Genomic DNA, 17,259 nt, shown 5'->3' on the forward strand with positions numbered 1-17,259 from the left:
AGCGCCGCATTATGCCAAAGCGCCTCGGGGCCGAGCAGTCTCGTTGGTCACTCGTTCGGTCGTTCGTTGAATCGGCGTTCGTTGTCCAGACCGCCCGGTTCGTCCTGCGGGCGATTCTCCTCGAAGCCGTAGCTCTGGTTTTCCGGCGTATTGCGCTCATAGGTGGGCTCCAGCACCTGCAGCCAGAACAGGATCATCGGCACCTTCAGGTTGACCAGCACCAGCAGCCCGACAGCCCAGGTACAGGCGCCGTAGAGAAAGGTGTTGCGGTTGTCGATACGCATGAATTTCGGCAGGCCGACAAAGAGCAGGTAGGTCGAGTAGACCCCCGCGGCCACGATCACCAGGATGGCGATCCAGCGCGTCGGGTACAGCGCGCCAAGCCCGGCTAGGAAGAATGGCGTGATGACGTAGGCGGTGAAGCCGACGCACTGGTTGAATGTCGGGCGGGCGTCGAAGGTCCGCGACATCCAGCGCAGGAAGAAACCCATGATGAAGGTGCCGAGGATGATCGTCAGATAGATCAGCAGGCTCAGCTGGAACGCGCTGCGGGTGTCGAGCCAGATGCGTTCGTTTTCCACCAGGCTCCAGCCGACGTAGCGGGTGCCGATGAACATGCAGATGGCAGGCAGCAATGCCCAGAGCAGCAGATGGACTAGGTAGTTGGAGCTGTTCTTCTCCTCGTCGCGGCGAATGTCGGTCCACGCCTTGTCGGGGCGGGTAAGCAATGTGAAAAAGTGCGGGATCATACCGAGTCTCCGTCTGCCTTGAGGGCCGCTGCGCTACGAGTCGCCAGCGGCGTTATGGCTTTAGAACGGCAGATGCGGCGAGGGTTTCCCTGTCGTTTCGTCGCGCTCCCTTGGCGAGTACGAAAAAGGCCGCCCGAAGGCGGCCTGATCAAGCACAGCGGCTCAGCGCACGTAGACGGGGCCGATGCCCATGCCCCAGGTAATGACCGACAGCGCGATGATGGCCACAAGCACCACCAGCCCCACGGCGAGCACCGAGCTGGAGAACATGAAACCCTCGTCTTCCGGGATGTTCATGAACTTCGGCAAGCCAACGTAGAGCAGGTAGGCCGTGTAACAGACCGCCGCGGTGCCCACCAGCATCCCGAGCCACAGGTGCGGGTAGAGGCCGGCGAGCCCGCCGATGAACAGCGGCGTCGCGGTGTACGCGGCGAATACGATGCACTGCGTAAGCGTCGGGTTGGCGTCGTAGGTGCGCGCCATCCAGTGGATGAAACCGCCCATTACCGCCACACCGGCCAGCATCGCAAAGTAGGAGAGTATCGCCAGCTGCATGCAACTGGCCTGTGTCAGCTTGACCGGCTCGCCACCTCCGATGCTCCAACCCACCTGGGTCGCGCCGATGTAGGCCGACACAGCCGGGATTGCCGCAAGCAGCAGCACATGGGTCAGATACATGTGGCTGACGGTCTCTTCCTCGCCACGGATTTCGTTCCACTCCTGACCAGGGTGGGTGAACAAACCCCAAACGTGATGGATCATGCCAGCGTCTCCTCTGCTTATGGAGGGTCGCTTCGCCTGGCGGTCGTCATCGAGGACGGCGCGTGCGACCTTATGTCGCAGTATAGGAATGCGGCTCGTAGATGCATCAGCCCGATTAGAGCGTTTCGAAGCTATGCGGTCAGTGGTAATAGCGCGCGAGTATTTCCATGGCCAGATTGATCGACTGCAGACGCTGGGTGCTGCCGCCGCGATCGGGATGATGCAGGCTCACCAGCTGTCGGTAGCGATGCTTGATCAGCTCCAGCGTGAGCGGCTGGGGCGAGCGGTCCAGCTCGAACAGCTCGAGTGCTGCACGCTTCTCGTCGCTGCCCTGCATGCGCGTCCAGAAGCTTGCCAGCAGGCGTTCTACATCGTCCTCGTCGGTGTCGCGCAGGTTGCTGAGGTCCAGGTAGTACTCGCGCAACGCGTCCTGTTCGGCGAGCCCGGCGGCTGCACTGGCATAGGGCAGCAACTGGATGTGCAGGGGGCTGATCTGCAGATGCCCGCTGCCCTCGGCCCAGAGCCGGTCGCGCAGCAGGTACAACGCGTTGAACACCAGGAAATGCGTGCGGAAAAGCACCAGCTTGTCGGTCAGCGGCAAATTGGGCACGTGCGTGCTGTGCCGTCGCTTGAGCTGTTGGATCAGCTCGTATTCGCTGCGGCCCTCGGGCTTTTCCTGCAACAGCAGAAGCAGATGGTCTGGCAGATCCAGTGCGGGGGAGAGGTCGTCCATCGGCCGAGACTAGCACAGGGCCAGCAACGGCGGGTCAGCGCTGGTTCACATCGGTCACACGGCGAACGGGCTGCGGTCGGGTCTGCTTTACGCGTAAAATGCGCGGTTTTCGCATCTCACCCGGACACCTGACATGGGCAACCTCTCGGTCAACCAGAACAAACTGCAGAAGCGCCTGCGCCGCCTCGCCGGCGAGGCCGTCACCGACTTCAACATGATCGAGGATGGCGACAAGGTCATGGTCTGCCTGTCCGGCGGTAAGGACAGCTACACCATGCTCGACGTGCTGCTCTATCTGCAGAAGGTCGCGCCGATCAGGTTCGAAGTGGTCGCGGTGAACATGGACCAGAAGCAGCCGGGGTTCCCCGAGCACGTCCTGCCTGAGTACCTGAAGTCCATCGGCGTCGAGTACCACATCATCGAGAAGGACACCTACTCGGTGGTGAAGGAGAAGATCCCGGAAGGCAAGACCACCTGTTCGCTGTGTTCACGTCTGCGCCGCGGCACGCTGTACACCTTCGCCGACGAGATCGGTGCGACCAAGATGGCGCTCGGGCACCATCGCGACGACATACTGGAAACCTTCTTCCTCAACATGTTCTACGGCGGCACGCTGAAGGCCATGCCGCCCAAGCTGCTCTCTGACGATGGACGCAACGTGGTGATCCGGCCCCTTGCCTACTGCAGCGAGGCAGACATCGAGGCGTATTCGAAGATGAAGGAGTTCCCCATCATCCCGTGCAACCTCTGCGGCTCGCAGGAAAACCTGCAGCGCCAGGTGGTCAAGGAAATGCTGCAGGAGTGGGAACGCAAGTCGCCGGGACGCACCGAAATCATGTTCCGCGCGCTGCAGAATGTGGTGCCCTCGCAACTGGCCGATCGCAATCTCTTCGACTTCAAGAGCCTGCGCATCGACGACAGCGCCACGCCGCGCTTCGTCGATGTGATGAGCCTGTAGGTCGCGCTAGCGGTTTCCGCAGGGCCGGCTTGTTCAGCCCGCCATCGTCATTCACCGCATCGCCTCGGTGGGCTGAACCCACCCAGCGAGCTTTTTCGCCATGCGGGTTGAAAGCCGCACGCCTGGCGGAGTATGGTTCGGTCATCTTCTGGAGATCAGCATGTCCCTGAACCCTGTAGCCCTCAACGTTGTCGATGCCGGTGCCATTCGCACCGTGGTCGTTCGTGGGCAGCAGGTTGCCGCCGCTGGTTATTACTTTGGGTATTGGTTTAGCCACAGGCGCGCCTGATACCCCACAGGCGCCCTAGCAAGCAGGGTCGCCACCAGAGCAGTTTTCGAACCCCCGGTCGGCCACCCGACCGGGGGTTTTGTTTTTTCGGCCATCCGATGGCCATAACGCTACGAGGAACACGCCATGACCACCTACCGCACCGATCGTTACTACCGCTACGACTGGCGATTTAGCCGCTTCGACGTCAAACAGCCCTCACGCGACCGAACACCCGACTAGCGCCGCCGCGGACCACCCGCGCCGGCAGAAGGAACCGCCAGATCATGAATGCATCCGCCACCGTACTTGCCAAACAACCCGCCGCCACCGCCGAAGCCAGCGTCGCTCGCCGCAGCGCACAGCCGCTGCCAAGCCCCGCTGTATTGCGCCAGCGTCTGCCCTTGAGCGACGCCCTTGCCGCACGCATCCGCAACGACCGCGACGCCATCCGCGCTGTACTCGACGGCCACGATCCGCGCCTGTTGGTCGTCGTCGGGCCCTGTTCCCTGCACGATCCCGTCGCCGCGCTGGAATACGCCGAGCGCCTGGCCGCGCTGGTGCACGAAGTCAGCGACCAGCTGCTGCTGGTGATGCGCACCTATGTGGAAAAGCCGCGCACTACCGTTGGCTGGAAAGGGCTGGTCTACGATCCGCATCTGGACGGCAGCGGTAACATGGCCGAGGGGCTGCATCTGTCCCGGCGGCTGATGCTGGATATTCTCGCAACCGGTTTGCCCATCGCCAGCGAACTGCTGCAGCCGCTGGCTGCCGGGTACTTCGACGATCTGCTTGGCTGGGCCGCGATCGGTGCACGCACCAGCGAATCGCAGATCCATCGCGAGCTGGTCAGCGGGCTGGACCTGCCGGTGGGCTTCAAGAACGGTACCGATGGCAGCCTCGGCATCGCCTGCGACGCGATGCGTTCGGCCGAGCACCCGCACCAGCATTTCGGCATCGACGAACTCGGCCATCCGGCCCTGCTGCAGACACACGGCAATCCGGATACGCATCTGGTGCTGCGTGGTGGGCACGGCGCACCCAACTACGATGCCGCCAGCGTCGCCGCCGCACGTGCCGCCCTCGCGCAGCAGGGCATCGCACCGCGAATCATGGTGGATTGCAGCCACGCCAACAGCGGCAAGAACCCGCTGCGCCAGCCGGCAGTGCTGGAGTCGGTCATCACCCAGCGCCTGGCCGGCGATGCGAGCTTGCGCGGCGTGATGCTCGAAAGTCACCTGTTCGATGGTTGCCAGCCGCTCTCCGGCGAGTTGCGCTATGGCGTATCGATCACCGACGGCTGCCTGGGCTGGAGCGGCACCGAGCAGCTGCTGCGCGAGGCAGCCGAGCGATTGCGTGGTTGAGGCATCCGGGGCGGGTGAGGGTGGGCAGGCCGTGGCGTAGCGGTCGCCATCCACGCCTGCGGGCGGTCGGAGTGCCGGCTTGCAGGCAATCGCCAACCTCGGCACCCTTTGCCGTCGCTTGATCAACCGAAAGGCCCATCCATGCACGACTACAAATGGCTGCACGAATACTGCCTCAATCGCTTCGGTTCCGCGGCGGCGCTGGAAGCGCGGTTGCCGCAGCCGCGCAGCACCGATGAGCTGCGAGCCGTCGCGGACGATCGCTACCTTTCGCTGATCAGCCTGCGCATCTTCCGCGCCGGGCTCAAGCACAGCCTGGTGGACGCCAAGTGGCCGGCCTTCGAGCAGGCGTTCTTCGGTTTCGATCCGGAAAAGGTGGTGCTGATGGGCGGCGAGCACATCGAGCGGCTGATGCAGGACGCCCGGTTGATCCGTCATCTGGGCAAGCTCAAAAGCGTACCGCGCAATGCCCAGTTCGTGCTGGACGTGGCCAAGGAGCGGGGCAGCTTCGGCAATCTGCTGGCGGACTGGCCGAGCAGCGACATCGTCGGCCTGTGGCGCTATCTCGCCAGGCACGGCAGCCAGCTCGGCGGCCTGTCAGCGCCGCGTCTGTTGCGCATGGCCGGCAAGGACACCTTCGTGCCCAGTAATGACGTGGTAGCCGCGCTCAAGGCGCAGGAAATCGTCGACAAGGTGCCCAGCAGCCAGCGCGATCAGGCTGCGGTTCAGGCGGCCTTCAATCAATGGCAGGCCGAAAGTGGCCGCCCGCTCTGTCAGCTTTCGGCGATGCTGGCCTTCACCGTGAACCACTGAGAACGCTGCGACGGTTTGGCACAGCGCTGCGTGAATAGGCGCGGTGTAGAGTTCAAACATGACCATCGTCAAAGACAAACGTGCGCAGATCGTATGGGTGCTTCTGGCCTGCATCCTGCTCAATGTCTTTGTCTGCAGCCTGAACCATGCCAGCCATGTGGGTTTCGAGCTGGCCATGGGGCAGGACGCCTTCTGTTTCACCGATGGCACGTCATCCGGCGGCAAGATGCCCGCTGCAGGTGCCCATGACTCCCCCGAACAGGCTTTCGACTGCCCGCTGTGCAGTTCGCTGTTCCTCGCCGTCGTCGTGCTGCTGGCCCTGGGCTGGCTGGGCCGGCGGGCGAGGGTGCCGCTCGCGCGCCCGCGCGATGATCTGCGCGGCCCGCGCCAGCAATGGCCGGCGCTGAATCCGCAGGCTCCCTGAAGCTTTCCTGACTGACGTACCGCCGCCGCTGTTGCGACAGTGCTGCAGTCGGCCGGCCAACTGTCGGAACCCTCCGACGGCACGCTCGCTTCAGGGGATTTCAGCATGACCATGATGGAACGATTCACCCGCGCCGATAGCCGCGTCAGCTATCGGCTGCCTTTTCCCGACTACCCCAGCAACGCCCGCAGCTTTGTGCATCTGGATGCCAAGTTGCTGCCGTACTGGCATGCGCTGTTCGATGTCTGCCCGCGGCTGCTCAAGCTCGACCCACCAGAGGGGCTGGAGATCTTTCGCCAGTTCATGACCTGGGCCTACGGCTGCCAGCTGGCGCTGGACTGGACCTTCCACCTCGGCGTGTGCCGCTGGCTGCTCGCTTCGGACTATCGCGAGCTGATCGAGGCGCAGGACATCGAGGCGATGATGCTCGCCGCCGCGGCGCGCTGGGTAGCCAGCGACGACAGCCCGGCCATCGGCATCGTGCTGGCCTGGCAGGCTGGCGACGAGCCGGTCTTCGACTGGAAGCCGCGGGTTCGCCAGGCCGCGCGGTTGACGGCACAGGCCGAGGAACTGCCGCCGACGCGCTGGGACTTCGCCTGGACTCCGCTCGCCTCCAGCGGCGGTAACGGCTTTCGCCGCTGGCTGCGTGTGCCATGACCGCGACCGGATGCCGCATCCCCAGGTTTTCTGCTGCCTTTGCATGGGACCTGCCGGTCGCGCCGCTACGTTCTGCAAGCGACGCCGCGCGGCGATCACGGCCGGCTCGGCGGGGTGGGGCAGCCTGTCGCAGTTGTCGCCAGATCCGGCGCTTCCGACACTGCGCTCGCCCTGAACCCGAGCAGTGCTTCCACGGGTGGGTTTGGGGCGCGGCGATTGAGTCCGGGCCGCGTGCCCGGGTCCCGGCCCCCACCCCAAGGGGGCCTTCAATCGCAACTGGCGGTGATGGCAGCAGGCGTTGCGGCAGGTTTCTGCCGGGCGTCGGGCGAGCCGGGAGGTAAGCATGTTCAAGTCATCGCTCAAGCGAGACATCGTGCTGGTGTTGCTGGTCAAGGTCGCGATCCTCACAAGCATAAAAACCATCTGGTTCGATGCTCCCAGCATTCCCGAGAACGGTTCGGCGAGGGTCGCCGAGCATTTGCTTGATAAGCGGGATACCAATCCCGAGGGAGGGCCGAGATGATCTCGGAAAGCGTTGTCGATCTGTCCCGTCTGCAATTCGCCATGACGGCGATGTACCACTTTCTCTTCGTGCCGCTGACCCTGGGGCTCGCGTTCCTGCTGGCCATCATGGAGTCGGTCTACGTGATGACCGGCAAGCAGGTCTACAAGGACATGACCCAGTTCTGGGGCAAGCTGTTCGGCATCAACTTTGCGTTGGGCGTCACCACCGGGCTGACCATGGAGTTCCAGTTCGGCACCAACTGGGCCTATTACAGCCACTACGTCGGCGACATCTTCGGCGCGCCGCTGGCCATCGAGGGGCTGATGGCGTTCTTTCTGGAATCGACCTTCATCGGCCTTTTCTTCTTCGGCTGGGATCGCCTCTCCAGGGTGCAACACCTGGCGGTGACCTGGCTGGTGGCGCTGGGCTCGAACCTCTCCGCACTTTGGATTCTCATTGCCAACGGCTGGATGCAGAACCCGGTGGGTTCGGAGTTCAACTTCGAGACCATGCGCATGGAACTGGTGGACTTCGGCGCGCTGCTGTTCAACCCGGTGGCACAGGTCAAGTTCGTCCACACGGTGTCGGCCGGCTATGTCACCGGGGCGATCTTCGTGCTGGCGATCTCGTCGTTCTACCTGTTGAAGAAGCGCGACCTGGGCTTTGCCCGCCGTTCGTTCGCCATCGCCGCGGTGTTCGGCCTGGCTTCGACGATCTCGGTGATCATCCTCGGTGACGAATCCGGTTACGAGATCGGTGACGTGCAGAAGGTCAAGCTGGCGGCCATCGAGGCCGAGTGGGAGACCCACCCGGCGCCGGCCGGCTTCACCCTGTTCGGCCTGCCGAATCAGGCCGAGCAGCGCACCGACTACGCGGTGAAGATCCCTTACGTGCTGGGGCTGATCGCCACCCGCTCGGTGGATGAGGAGGTAAGGGGCATCAAGGACCTGATCGCCGAACACGAGCTGCGCATCCGCAACGGCATGCTCGCCTACGAGCGCCTGCAGGTCCTGCGCAGTGGCGACAAGTCGGCCGCGGCGATTGCCGCCTTCAACGAGGTCAAGCAGGACCTGGGCTACGGCTTGCTGTTGAAGAAGTACACCGCCGATGTGGTGGACGCCAGTGACGAGCAGATCCACCGAGCCGCGCTGGACACCATCCCTGATGTGTTCAGCCTGTTCTGGACCTTCCGCGTGATGGTCGCCGCCGGTTTCCTGATGCTGGTGCTGTTCGCCCTGGCCAGCTGGGCCTCGATCAAGCGCAATGCCGAGCGCAAGCCCTGGCTGCTCAGGTTCGCGCTGTTCAGCCTGCCGCTGCCTTGGATCGCCGCGCAGACCGGCTGGTACGTCGCCGAGCATGGCCGCCAGCCCTGGTCCATCGCCGAGGTGCTGCCGACCCATCTGTCCACCTCGACGCTGGCCGCCGGCGATATCTGGGGGTCGCTGATCGCTCTGGTGGCCTTCTACAGCCTGCTGCTGGTGGTGGAGATGTTCCTGATGATCCGCTTCGCCCGCCTGGGGCCGAGCAGCCTGCACACCGGTCGTTATCACTTCGAGCTGCAGGCCGCCGGCCAGGCGAAGAAGTTGCGCGATGCGGTCGCCGTGCCTGCCGCCAAGGGTGTTCCCACCGAACCGTCCGCCGTGTGAGGGAAAGAAAATGTTCGACTACGAGGTTCTCAAGCTGGTCTGGTGGGTGCTGATCGGTGTGCTGCTGATCGGCTTCGCCCTGACCGATGGCTTCGACATGGGCGCTATGGCACTGATGCCCTTCGTCGGCCAGACCGACAACGAGCGGCGCGTCGCGATCAACACCATCGCGCCGCATTGGGATGGCAACCAGGTGTGGTTCATCACCGCGGGCGGCGCGCTGTTCGCTGCCTGGCCGATGGTCTATGCGGTGGCCTTCTCCGGGCTGTACTGGGCGATGCTGCTGGTGCTGTTCGCGCTGTTCTGCCGGCCGGTGGGCTTCGACTACCGCAGCAAGGTCGAGGACCCGCGTTGGCGCAACGCCTGGGACTGGGCGCTGTTCGTTGGTGGGGCGGTGCCGGCGTTGGTGTTCGGCGTTGCCTTCAGCAACCTGTTTCTCGGTCTGCCGTTCCAGCTCGACGAATTGATGCGCTCGACCTATCACGGCTCGTTCTTCGCACTGCTCAACCCGTTCGCGTTGCTCTGCGGCGTCGTCAGCCTGAGCATGCTCAGCGCCCATGGCGGCGCCTGGCTGATGCTGCGCACCGACGGCGCGCTGGCCGAACGCTCGCGGCAGGCAACACGGCTGTGTGCGCTGGTATTCCTGCTCGGTTTCGCCGCCGCCGGCGCCTGGCTGGTGTTGGGGGTTGAGGGCTTCAGCCAGCTGTCTGTCAGCGATCCGGGCGCGGCACTCAATCCGCTGCTGGACAAGCAGGTAGCGCAGGACAACGCCGGCTGGCTGGCCAACTATGGCCGCTATCCGGTCACTCTGATCGCGCCGGCTGCGGGCATCCTCGGGGCGTTGCTGGCGCTGCTCGGTGCCAGTCGCAACAGCGGTGGAGTGAGCTTTCTCGGCACCAGTCTGATGATCGTCGGCGCCATCTGCACTGCTGGCTTCGCGCTGTTCCCCTTCGTCTTTCCGTCGAGCCTGGACCCGGCCTCGAGCCTGACCATCTGGGATGCGGTTTCGAGCCACAAGACCCTGGGCATCATGTTCGTCGTCGCCTGCCTCTTCGTGCCGCTGATCGTCTGCTACACGCTGTGGAGCTACGTGCGCATGTGGGGCCGGCTCACCCAGAAAACCATCGAAGCCAACCCTCACGGGCTCTACTGATCGAGCGGGCGGGCTTCCGTACTCGCCCGCCAAGGAGACGACTATGTGGTACTTCACCTGGATACTCGGCGTGCTGCTGGCCTGCAGCTTCGGCATCATCAATGCGCTGTGGCTGGAAGCCACCCAGGATCTGGATGCCGAGCCGTGAGCGGCATGGCGCACCGGCTGCTGTACCGGACCCCCGCGCGGCTTCTCTCGCTGCTGCTGGCGTCACCGCTGGCGCTGGTGCTGCTGATCCATCCGGCGGCGATGCTCGACGGGCAAGGCGGCTACAGCCACCCCCAGCTGATGCTGGTGATGTGGGGGATTTCCGCAGGTTTCGTGCACGGCGTCGGCTTCGTTCCGCAGTGGTGGGGCTGGCGCTGGCTGCTCGGGCCACTGCCGGCTTGGCTGTTCTGCGCGCTGGGCTATGCCGTGCTGGCGCACGCGCGGCTGGGCTGAGCGGGCTCGGATGCTCGGGCAGACAGATGCCCTGGTTCGTGGTCTGATGGTGACAACCCCGCGGCGTGGCCGCGGGCCAGTCATCGAACCGGGCTCGCCGTCATCATGGACATCGACAAGGCCGCGCGTGCGCTGGCCGCGGCCGAACGCCTGCTGATCATCACCGGAGCCGGGCTTTCCGCCGACTCCGGGCTGCCCACCTATCGCGGACTGGGCGGGCTATACAACGGGGCGACGGACGACGGCGTGCCGATCGAGGTGGCGCTTTCGGGGCCGACGCTGCAGCGCCAACCGGCGCTGTGCTGGAAATACCTCGCCAAGATCGGCCGCGCCTGCCTGCGCGCCGAGCCCAACGCCGGCCATTTCGCCATTGCCGAGTGGCAGCGGCAGAGGCCTGGCACCTGGCTGCTCACGCAGAATATCGATGGCTTCCATCGCCGGGCCGGCAGTCCGCCCGAGCGCCTGATCGAGATTCACGGCGAGCTGGCACCGCTGTCCTGCATGGCCTGCGGCGAGATTGACAGGCGCCCGTTGGCCTCGCTGCTGGACGAGCCATTGCCGCCACGCTGCGAGGTTTGCACCGGCGTGCTGCGGCCGGCCGTGGTGCTGTTCGAGGAGATGCTTCCGGAGCGCGCCCTGGCTCGCTTGCAGGAACAATCGCGCATTGGTTTCGATGCCGTGCTGGTGGTCGGCACCACCGCTAGCTTCGGCTATATCCTCGAACCGATATGGCGTGCCCGGCAGAGCGGGGGCCTGGTCGTGGAGGTGAACCTGCAACCCACCGACATCAGTCCGCTGGCAAACCTCAGCCTGCAGGGAAGGGCCGCAGACGTTTTGTCGCACTTATTACGTCACATTTCATCCGATTGAATTTGATCATCGAAGCGATAGCGGGCATAGTCGCGGGCACTTTGAAATCACCGACACGGTCGTGCCCATGCGCCAACGCTTCGCACCCCTCGTGCCTCTCGCACTCATCGCCCTGCTGACGGCCTGTGCCGGTCAGCCTGTACAGACCGAGCAGCAGATCGAATCGCCTCGGCTGTCGCAAAACCATCCCCTGGCTGGCTTCGACTTCACGGCCCTCGACAAGAGCGAAGAAGAGTCGCTGGCCGAGCTGACCGACGAGCACGAATACCAGTTGCCGGAACTGGCCGACAGCATCCTCGAACGCGGCTTTACCCTGGTCGGTACGCCTTATCGCTTCGGTGGCAATTCGGTGAAGACCGGGTTCGATTGCAGCGGCTTCGTCGGCTTCCTGTTCCGCAAGGAAGCAGGGCTCGAGCTGCCACGCTCCACCCGCGAGCTGATCAACCTCGACGCGCCGGTCGTCAAACGCAACGAGCTCGAGCCGGGTGATGTGGTGTTCTTCAACAACCGTGGCCGTGGCCGCGTCAGCCATGCCGGCATCTACATCGGCGACGACCAGTTCATCCACGCCTCCAGCAGCCGCAGCGGCGGCGTGCGCGTCGACAGCCTGGACGACAAGTACTGGCGCGCCAGCTATATGGAAGCCAAGCGCGTGCTGGCACTGGCTTCGGAGCTGACCCCGCACACCGCGCACCGCTGACCAGACGATCTGCGGGGGTTGCGTCTTCCCCCGCATGCCGGCAGAGTGATGGCTCGTTTGCCTGGACCGCTCTGCCATGCGCTATCTGGCCCGTTCCACCCTCGTGATTCTTTTCGCCTTGCTGGCTGCCTGTGCCGGCAAGCCGCCGGCGCCGCCAATCGCCGAGGCGCCTAGCACTCCCCACGCCATGCCCGGTATCGCCGAGGATGTGCTGTTCAGCGCACTCGGGCTGGTCGGTACGCCCTATCGCTGGGGTGGCAACACGCCGGACAGCGGCTTCGACTGCAGCGGGCTGATCGGCTACGTCTACCGTGGTGCAGCCGGTATCGATCTTCCTCGTACCACTCAGGAAATGAGCAATCTGCGCGGGCCGAACGTGCGTCGTCACGCGCTGCAACCCGGCGATCTGGTGTTCTTCGCCACCAACGGTGGGCGCCGCGTCAGCCATGCCGGCATCTATGTCGGCCAGGACCGGTTCGTCCACGCGCCTTCGTCCGGCGGCACCGTACGCCTGGACAGCCTGACCGCCAGTTACTGGCAGAAGAGCTACCTCGGCGCCAAGCGTGTGCTCGACCACGAGCAACTGGCACGCAATCCCTGAAATCGGCTGTCGTTTCAACGTGCCGGTTCGTCGCCTTTAGTCCTGTTCATATCCTGCAACAGTCTGCGTTTGACATGCGGTGATATCGCTTCGCCGGCCGTTTGGCTACCATGCGCATCCCCAATTCCTCACGTGCGTCGATCCGTCGCGCACAGACCCTTTTCCCACTTCCTCCTTTAGGTGAGTTATGCCTGTATTGCTGACGTACGTGCTGATCGCACTGGCGGTGGCGGCACTGCTTGGTGTCGTGCTCGAAGAAATTACCCATGTGAACAAGGCCAAGGTCACGCTGTTCTTCGGCACCCTGGCCTGGTTGCTGCTGTTCATGTTCGCCCCGGCAGGCGAGGTGCGCGAAACCGTGCTGGAAAGCCTCAACGAGAACATCGCCGAGATTGCCGGCTTGTGGATATTCCTGGTGGCGGCGATGACCTTCGTCGCCTACCTGAACAAGAAGGGCATGATCGAGAACCTGATCTACCTGGTGTTGCCCAAGCGGATCAGCGAGCGGGCCTTGCTGTTTCTCACGGCGACCTTCTGCTTCGTGTTCTCGTCGCTCGCCGACAACATCACCGCGACGCTGGTCTCCATCACGCTCATCCTGTCGTTGCAGCTGGATAGGGCCAAGACCATCAAGTTCGCCACGCTGGTGGTGTTCGCGGTCAACTCCGGCGGCGTTGCGCTGATCACCGGTGACGTCACCACGCTGATGATCTTCCTCGCCGGCAAGGTGGCGATTCTCCAGCTGCTGGCCCTGGCCGTGCCCGCCTTCGTCGCGGTGATGGTGCTGGCGGCGATGCTGTCGATCGGCATGAAGGGCGAAGTGGTGGTGCAGGGCCATCGCAACGATGTACGCGGCGTGGATGTGGCCATCGCGCTGATCTTCCTCTGCACCATTCTGAGCACCATCATCGGCAACTTCCTGTTCCAGATTCCGCCTGTGCTGACCTTCCTCGCCGGGTTGTCGGTGATGTTCCTGGTGGCGCGCTTCTTCAGTGATGACAACGATTCCGACCCGATCCTCGAGTACGTGCGCCAGGTGGAGTTCGAGACGCTGTTCTTCTTCCTCGGCATCCTGCTGCTGGTGGGCATGCTCAAGGAAATCCGCGTGCTCGACGGGCTGGTGCACATTTATGACCAGGTGCCGGCGGTGATGGCCAACTACCTGATGGGGGTGATGTCGGCGGCGATCGACAACGTGCCGCTGACCGCCGCGCTGCTCAAATCCGGGTTGGAAATGGGCGTTGCCGAATGGATGGTGCTGACCTACGCGGTCGGTGTCGGCGGTTCGCTGCTGGTGATCGGTTCGGCCTCCGGTATCGTCGCGATGAGCAAGGTTCCGGGGCTGACCTTCGGCAGCTACCTGCGGCACATGCTCTATCTGTTCGTCGCCTTCAACATCGGTTTTGCCGGCGTTTACCTGATCGGTCTGTCGATAGGCTGATCACCCCGCGCGAGCGCCGGGATCACCAGCTCAGGTTGAAGTGCGAACCCAGCACGAAACGGCCAGCGGAAAGATCCCAGCGCTCGACGCAGACCTTCTTCTCATCGCCCGGGTGCAGTTTCAGCCGGTTGAAGGAGTTCGGCGAGGTGCCGCGCAGGCGAGTGGAGAGCGTGGTGCCGGCCTGCACCATCCAGATTTCGCGGGCGAGCCCGGGATACTGCCTGGACAGCGGCAGCACGTAGGGCAGGTGGATATGCCCGCCCATGACCAGGTCCAGGCCATGCTCTGCCCAGCGCTGCAGCGCGGGTTCGGCGCCGTGCTGCAGGTTGCTCAGGTCGCTCGGCACCATGGCGCCGAACGGCTGATGCGCCACCACGATGCGAATCTTGCCCGGGTCGCTTTCCTCCAGACGCCGCGCCACGCGCTCGACCTGCCGTGCCGTTACCACGCCGTCCTTGTGCCGGCGGGGATGGGTGGTGTTGAGCCCGATCACCAGCATCTGTTCGTTCTCAAAGACCGGCTCCAGATCGTCACCGAAATGCTGGCGGTAATTGCCGTAGGGTGTGAACAGGCGTGCGAAGACGTTGTACAGCGGGATGTCGTGGTTGCCCGGAATCACCAGCGTATCGCCGACGCCATCGGCCTCCAGGCGGCGGACGAAGGCGGCGGCACTGGCGAACTGGCCGCGGCGGGCGCGCTGGGTGATGTCGCCGGAGAACACCAGCAGGTCTGCTCGATGCTCGCGTACATGATCCTCCAGCGCCTGGACCACGGCGGGTTGCTCGGTGCCGAAATGGGTGTCGGAGATCTGCACGATGCTGGTCATGGGCTTGGCTGATGGTCCTGGCTGATGGCTGGCATTGTTGCATTCGAAGCCTTTCGGCGTCCGCCGTTCCAAGCGGCGAGATGCAAGCGGAAATTGCAGAGGCTGCGCGGCAACCTCATGGTTGCGCGATGTTCGACCTTGGACTAACCTCCGCGTCGCCTCAGGTGCCCCCTGGCCTTGTGCCAGACGGGTGAAACAGGGAAGCCGGTCCATTCTCACGAAGATTCCGGCGCTGCCCCCGCAACGGTAGGCGAGTCGAGAAACCGCAACGGCCACTGTGCATGACGCATGGGAAGGCGCGGTTTCGGGATGCCGCAAGGCATACGCTCGCAAGCCCGGAGACCGGCCTGTCGCATTTCACTGACAGTGCGGCGGGCGCTGGGCGGGTGCGTATCCCTCGCGGTATTCACTTCCTTTTGCGGTTCCTCCGTCTGTCTTCGTCGACTTTCAGTCGTGCGGGTGGGCACGACGGAGACCTGAACCTTGACTGGCAAGCCCCGTTTCAAGCCAGCGGCCTATGTGCTGCTCGGCAGTTTTCCCTTTTCCATCGGCCTACTGGCCGCAGCCCCGCTGGACCTCGAACAGCAGGTGGTGACCGCCACCCGTACCGCGCAAACCGCCCAGCAGAGCCTGGCCGCAGTCACCGTGCTGGACCGCGAGCGCATCGAGCGCAGCCAGGCGGCTTCGTTACCCGAGCTGCTCAAGCAGGTGCCTGGCGTTTCGCTGGCCAACAACGGCGGGCCTGGCAAGTCCACCGCGCTGTTCATGCGCGGCACCGAGTCCGACCACGTGCTGGTGATGATCGACGGTATCAAGATCGGCTCGGTGTCCGCCGGCGGGGCGGCCTTGCAGGATCTGCCACTGGAGTTGATTGAACGTATCGAGGTGGTACGCGGCCCGCGTTCCAGCCTGTACGGCTCGGAAGCCATCGGCGGGGTGATCCAGATCTTCACCCGCAAGGGCCAGGGGCAGGGCGTCAAGCCGTTCTTCTCCGCCGGCTACGGCACTCATGACACCTACACGGGCAGCGCCGGCGTTTCCGGCGGCGACGGCCGTGGCTGGTACAGCCTGGGCGTCAGCGGTTCGGACACCGATGGCATCAATGTGAAGTCGGCAGGCACCAGCGGTTATGAAAACGATGCCGATGGCTATCGCAACCTGTCTGCCACGCTTGCCGCCGGCTACCGCTTCGACAATGGCCTGGAGCTGGACGCCAACCTGCTGCAGGCCAAATCGCACAACGATTACGACAGTGTGAACAGCCGACGCACATCTGGCTTCGGCGCCAATGCCGATGGAGAGTCGAAGGTGTTCGGCACGCGCGCGCGCTTCAGCCCACTGGAGCCCTGGCGGGTAACCCTGCAGGCCGGGCGCAGCGAGGACAAGTCCGATGCCTATCAGGACGGGCGATTCAGCTCGCGTTTCGACAGCCGTCGCGACTCGCTGGCCTGGCAGAACGACATCGACATCGCCGCGGGCCACATGCTGACGGTAGGCGCCGACTACCAGCGCGACGAGATCAACGGCACCACAGCGTACGCCGAGGATTCGCGCGACAACTTCGGGCGCTTCGTCCAATACCTGGGCGAGGCCGGCCGCCATGACTGGCAGCTGTCACTGCGTCGGGACGACAACGAGCAGTTCGGCCTGCACGATACCGGCAACATCGGCTACGGCTATGCGCTGACCGACTGGTTGCGTGCCACCGTCAGCTACGGCACGGCATTCAAGGCGCCAACGTTCAACGAGCTGTACTTCCCGGACTACGGCAACCCGGCGCTGGACGCGGAGACCTCCCGCAGTCTCGAAGCCGGCCTGGCCGGTCAGCACGGTTGGGGACACTGGGCGGTGAACGCCTATCGCACCGTAGTGGATGACCTGATCGCCTATGACGCCAGCCTCTCCGCTCCGGCCAACGTGCAGGAAGCGCGTATCCGAGGCGTCGAGCTGGTGCTCGGCAGCCAATTGCTCGGCTGGGACTGGAACGCCAACTACAGCCTGCTGGAACCGGAGAACCGCTCCGCTGGTGCCAACCGGGGCAACGAACTGGCGCGTCGCGCCAAGCAGCTGTTCAACCTTGACCTCGATCGCCGGCTCGGCGCCTTCAGCATCGGTGCCAGCCTGCATGCTGAGGGACAGCGCTACGACGATCTGGCCAACACCCGCGAGCTGTCCGGCTACGCCACCCTCGATCTGCGCGGCGAATACCGCATCACCCCCGAGTGGCGCCTGCAGGCGCGCGTCGCCAACCTGCTGGATGCCGACTACGAGACCGCGGAGGGTTACAACCAGCCCGGCCAGGCGGCCTACCTGACGGTGCGCTACCAGGCCTTGTAAGACTGCGGCGC

The 17,259-nt window shown here is 64.3% G+C and carries 20 protein-coding genes and 1 riboswitch; of the genes, 16 read left to right on the forward strand and 4 right to left on the reverse strand.

What is annotated here, in order from left to right:
* Window positions 1-47: 47 nt before the first annotated feature.
* The 3 genes from ACVRRC_RS07095 to ACVRRC_RS07105 all read right to left on the reverse strand — a co-directional run bounded on the left by ACVRRC_RS07095 (window position 48) and on the right by ACVRRC_RS07105 (window position 2,244).
* Window positions 48-749 (reverse strand): Yip1 family protein, encoded by a 702-nt coding sequence (locus tag ACVRRC_RS07095; protein WP_011912452.1) that lies wholly within the window; start codon window positions 747-749, stop codon window positions 48-50.
* Between the two features lie 162 nt (window positions 750-911).
* A complete protein-coding gene (locus tag ACVRRC_RS07100) occupies window positions 912-1,511 on the reverse strand; it encodes a Yip1 family protein (RefSeq protein ID WP_011912453.1) in 600 nt (199 codons plus the stop codon).
* Window positions 1,512-1,650: 139 nt separating this feature from the next.
* Window positions 1,651-2,244 carry a DNA-J related domain-containing protein gene (locus ACVRRC_RS07105; RefSeq protein ID WP_013982171.1) on the reverse strand — a complete coding sequence of 198 codons (594 nt, stop codon included), beginning with the start codon at window positions 2,242-2,244 and terminating at the stop codon, window positions 1,651-1,653.
* A gap of 133 nt (window positions 2,245-2,377) precedes the next feature.
* Between ACVRRC_RS07105 and ttcA the strand changes: the two genes are divergently transcribed.
* The 15 genes from ttcA (at window position 2,378) to nhaD (ending at window position 14,085) form a co-directional block, all read left to right on the forward strand.
* Window positions 2,378-3,202 carry a tRNA 2-thiocytidine(32) synthetase TtcA gene (gene ttcA, locus ACVRRC_RS07110; protein WP_011912455.1) on the forward strand — a complete coding sequence of 275 codons (825 nt, stop codon included), beginning with the start codon at window positions 2,378-2,380 and terminating at the stop codon, window positions 3,200-3,202.
* A 160-nt stretch (window positions 3,203-3,362) separates the two neighbouring features.
* Entirely contained in the window at window positions 3,363-3,491 is a 129-nt protein-coding gene (locus ACVRRC_RS07115) for a hypothetical protein (RefSeq protein ID WP_017244708.1), read from the forward strand.
* 266 nt (window positions 3,492-3,757) lie between these two features.
* Window positions 3,758-4,834, forward strand: coding sequence for a 3-deoxy-7-phosphoheptulonate synthase (locus ACVRRC_RS07120; RefSeq protein WP_427756738.1), 1,077 nt, complete (start codon window positions 3,758-3,760; stop codon window positions 4,832-4,834).
* Between the two features lie 141 nt (window positions 4,835-4,975).
* Window positions 4,976-5,647: a DNA-3-methyladenine glycosylase I gene (locus ACVRRC_RS07125; protein WP_020307259.1), complete on the forward strand. Its 672-nt coding sequence runs from the start codon at window positions 4,976-4,978 to the stop codon at window positions 5,645-5,647.
* Between the two features lie 58 nt (window positions 5,648-5,705).
* Window positions 5,706-6,071 carry a DUF2946 domain-containing protein gene (locus tag ACVRRC_RS07130; protein WP_045157704.1) on the forward strand — a complete coding sequence of 122 codons (366 nt, stop codon included), beginning with the start codon at window positions 5,706-5,708 and terminating at the stop codon, window positions 6,069-6,071.
* Window positions 6,072-6,176: 105 nt separating this feature from the next.
* Window positions 6,177-6,728 (forward strand): putative natural product biosynthesis protein, encoded by a 552-nt coding sequence (locus ACVRRC_RS07135; RefSeq protein ID WP_407042756.1) that lies wholly within the window; start codon window positions 6,177-6,179, stop codon window positions 6,726-6,728.
* Window positions 6,729-7,071: 343 nt separating this feature from the next.
* Window positions 7,072-7,251, forward strand: coding sequence for a cytochrome oxidase putative small subunit CydP (gene cydP / locus ACVRRC_RS07140; RefSeq protein WP_013982177.1), 180 nt, complete (start codon window positions 7,072-7,074; stop codon window positions 7,249-7,251).
* Entirely contained in the window at window positions 7,248-8,879 is a 1,632-nt protein-coding gene (locus ACVRRC_RS07145; protein WP_472996796.1) for a cytochrome ubiquinol oxidase subunit I, read from the forward strand. The genes cydP and ACVRRC_RS07145 overlap by 4 nt, the downstream gene beginning before the upstream one ends.
* A gap of 10 nt (window positions 8,880-8,889) precedes the next feature.
* Complete coding sequence (gene cydB, locus ACVRRC_RS07150; RefSeq protein ID WP_472996797.1) at window positions 8,890-10,032, forward strand: cytochrome d ubiquinol oxidase subunit II; 1,143 nt, start codon at window positions 8,890-8,892, stop codon at window positions 10,030-10,032.
* Window positions 10,033-10,075: 43 nt separating this feature from the next.
* Entirely contained in the window at window positions 10,076-10,180 is a 105-nt protein-coding gene (gene cydX, locus ACVRRC_RS07155; protein WP_003292563.1) for a cytochrome bd-I oxidase subunit CydX, read from the forward strand.
* Window positions 10,177-10,473: a cyd operon YbgE family protein gene (locus ACVRRC_RS07160; RefSeq protein ID WP_013982180.1), complete on the forward strand. Its 297-nt coding sequence runs from the start codon at window positions 10,177-10,179 to the stop codon at window positions 10,471-10,473. The genes cydX and ACVRRC_RS07160 overlap by 4 nt, the downstream gene beginning before the upstream one ends.
* Before the next feature lie 105 nt (window positions 10,474-10,578).
* On the forward strand, window positions 10,579-11,343 hold the full coding sequence (locus tag ACVRRC_RS07165) for an NAD-dependent protein deacylase (protein ID WP_472996798.1): 765 nt from the start codon (window positions 10,579-10,581) through the stop codon (window positions 11,341-11,343).
* A 67-nt stretch (window positions 11,344-11,410) separates the two neighbouring features.
* Window positions 11,411-12,043 (forward strand): C40 family peptidase, encoded by a 633-nt coding sequence (locus tag ACVRRC_RS07170; protein ID WP_048328718.1) that lies wholly within the window; start codon window positions 11,411-11,413, stop codon window positions 12,041-12,043.
* Between the two features lie 76 nt (window positions 12,044-12,119).
* Entirely contained in the window at window positions 12,120-12,644 is a 525-nt protein-coding gene (locus tag ACVRRC_RS07175; RefSeq protein WP_053528123.1) for a C40 family peptidase, read from the forward strand.
* 187 nt (window positions 12,645-12,831) lie between these two features.
* Complete coding sequence (gene nhaD / locus ACVRRC_RS07180) at window positions 12,832-14,085, forward strand: sodium:proton antiporter NhaD (RefSeq protein ID WP_011912465.1); 1,254 nt, start codon at window positions 12,832-12,834, stop codon at window positions 14,083-14,085.
* 22 nt (window positions 14,086-14,107) lie between these two features.
* Here nhaD and ACVRRC_RS07185 read toward each other — a convergent pair whose 3' ends face one another.
* Window positions 14,108-14,911, reverse strand: a complete 804-nt coding sequence (locus tag ACVRRC_RS07185; RefSeq protein ID WP_013982184.1) for a metallophosphoesterase family protein — start codon at window positions 14,909-14,911, stop codon at window positions 14,108-14,110.
* Between the two features lie 145 nt (window positions 14,912-15,056).
* Window positions 15,057-15,276, forward strand: a riboswitch (cobalamin riboswitch).
* Between the two features lie 118 nt (window positions 15,277-15,394).
* Here ACVRRC_RS07185 and btuB point away from each other — a divergent pair.
* Entirely contained in the window at window positions 15,395-17,248 is a 1,854-nt protein-coding gene (btuB, locus tag ACVRRC_RS07190) for a TonB-dependent vitamin B12 receptor (RefSeq protein ID WP_053528122.1), read from the forward strand.
* The last annotated feature ends 11 nt before the right edge of the window (window positions 17,249-17,259 follow it).

Source organism: Stutzerimonas sp. LR2 (assembly GCF_055755175.1).

Bases quoted from the DNA above. Each gene is read 5' to 3' on its own strand.
- ACVRRC_RS07095 (WP_011912452.1), bottom strand. From the start codon at position 749: ATGATCCCGCACTTTTTCACATTGCTTACCCGCCCCGACAAGGCGTGG.
- ACVRRC_RS07100 (WP_011912453.1), bottom strand. From the start codon at position 1,511: ATGATCCATCACGTTTGGGGTTTGTTCACCCACCCTGGTCAGGAGTGG.
- ACVRRC_RS07105 (WP_013982171.1), bottom strand. From the start codon at position 2,244: ATGGACGACCTCTCCCCCGCACTGGATCTGCCAGACCATCTGCTTCTG.
- ttcA (WP_011912455.1), top strand. From the start codon at position 2,378: ATGGGCAACCTCTCGGTCAACCAGAACAAACTGCAGAAGCGCCTGCGC.
- ACVRRC_RS07115 (WP_017244708.1), top strand. From the start codon at position 3,363: ATGTCCCTGAACCCTGTAGCCCTCAACGTTGTCGATGCCGGTGCCATT.
- ACVRRC_RS07120 (WP_427756738.1), top strand. From the start codon at position 3,758: ATGAATGCATCCGCCACCGTACTTGCCAAACAACCCGCCGCCACCGCC.
- ACVRRC_RS07125 (WP_020307259.1), top strand. From the start codon at position 4,976: ATGCACGACTACAAATGGCTGCACGAATACTGCCTCAATCGCTTCGGT.
- ACVRRC_RS07130 (WP_045157704.1), top strand. From the start codon at position 5,706: ATGACCATCGTCAAAGACAAACGTGCGCAGATCGTATGGGTGCTTCTG.
- ACVRRC_RS07135 (WP_407042756.1), top strand. From the start codon at position 6,177: ATGACCATGATGGAACGATTCACCCGCGCCGATAGCCGCGTCAGCTAT.
- cydP (WP_013982177.1), top strand. From the start codon at position 7,072: ATGTTCAAGTCATCGCTCAAGCGAGACATCGTGCTGGTGTTGCTGGTC.
- ACVRRC_RS07145 (WP_472996796.1), top strand. From the start codon at position 7,248: ATGATCTCGGAAAGCGTTGTCGATCTGTCCCGTCTGCAATTCGCCATG.
- cydB (WP_472996797.1), top strand. From the start codon at position 8,890: ATGTTCGACTACGAGGTTCTCAAGCTGGTCTGGTGGGTGCTGATCGGT.
- cydX (WP_003292563.1), top strand. From the start codon at position 10,076: ATGTGGTACTTCACCTGGATACTCGGCGTGCTGCTGGCCTGCAGCTTC.
- ACVRRC_RS07165 (WP_472996798.1), top strand. From the start codon at position 10,579: ATGGACATCGACAAGGCCGCGCGTGCGCTGGCCGCGGCCGAACGCCTG.
- ACVRRC_RS07170 (WP_048328718.1), top strand. From the start codon at position 11,411: ATGCGCCAACGCTTCGCACCCCTCGTGCCTCTCGCACTCATCGCCCTG.
- ACVRRC_RS07175 (WP_053528123.1), top strand. From the start codon at position 12,120: ATGCGCTATCTGGCCCGTTCCACCCTCGTGATTCTTTTCGCCTTGCTG.
- nhaD (WP_011912465.1), top strand. From the start codon at position 12,832: ATGCCTGTATTGCTGACGTACGTGCTGATCGCACTGGCGGTGGCGGCA.
- ACVRRC_RS07185 (WP_013982184.1), bottom strand. From the start codon at position 14,911: ATGACCAGCATCGTGCAGATCTCCGACACCCATTTCGGCACCGAGCAA.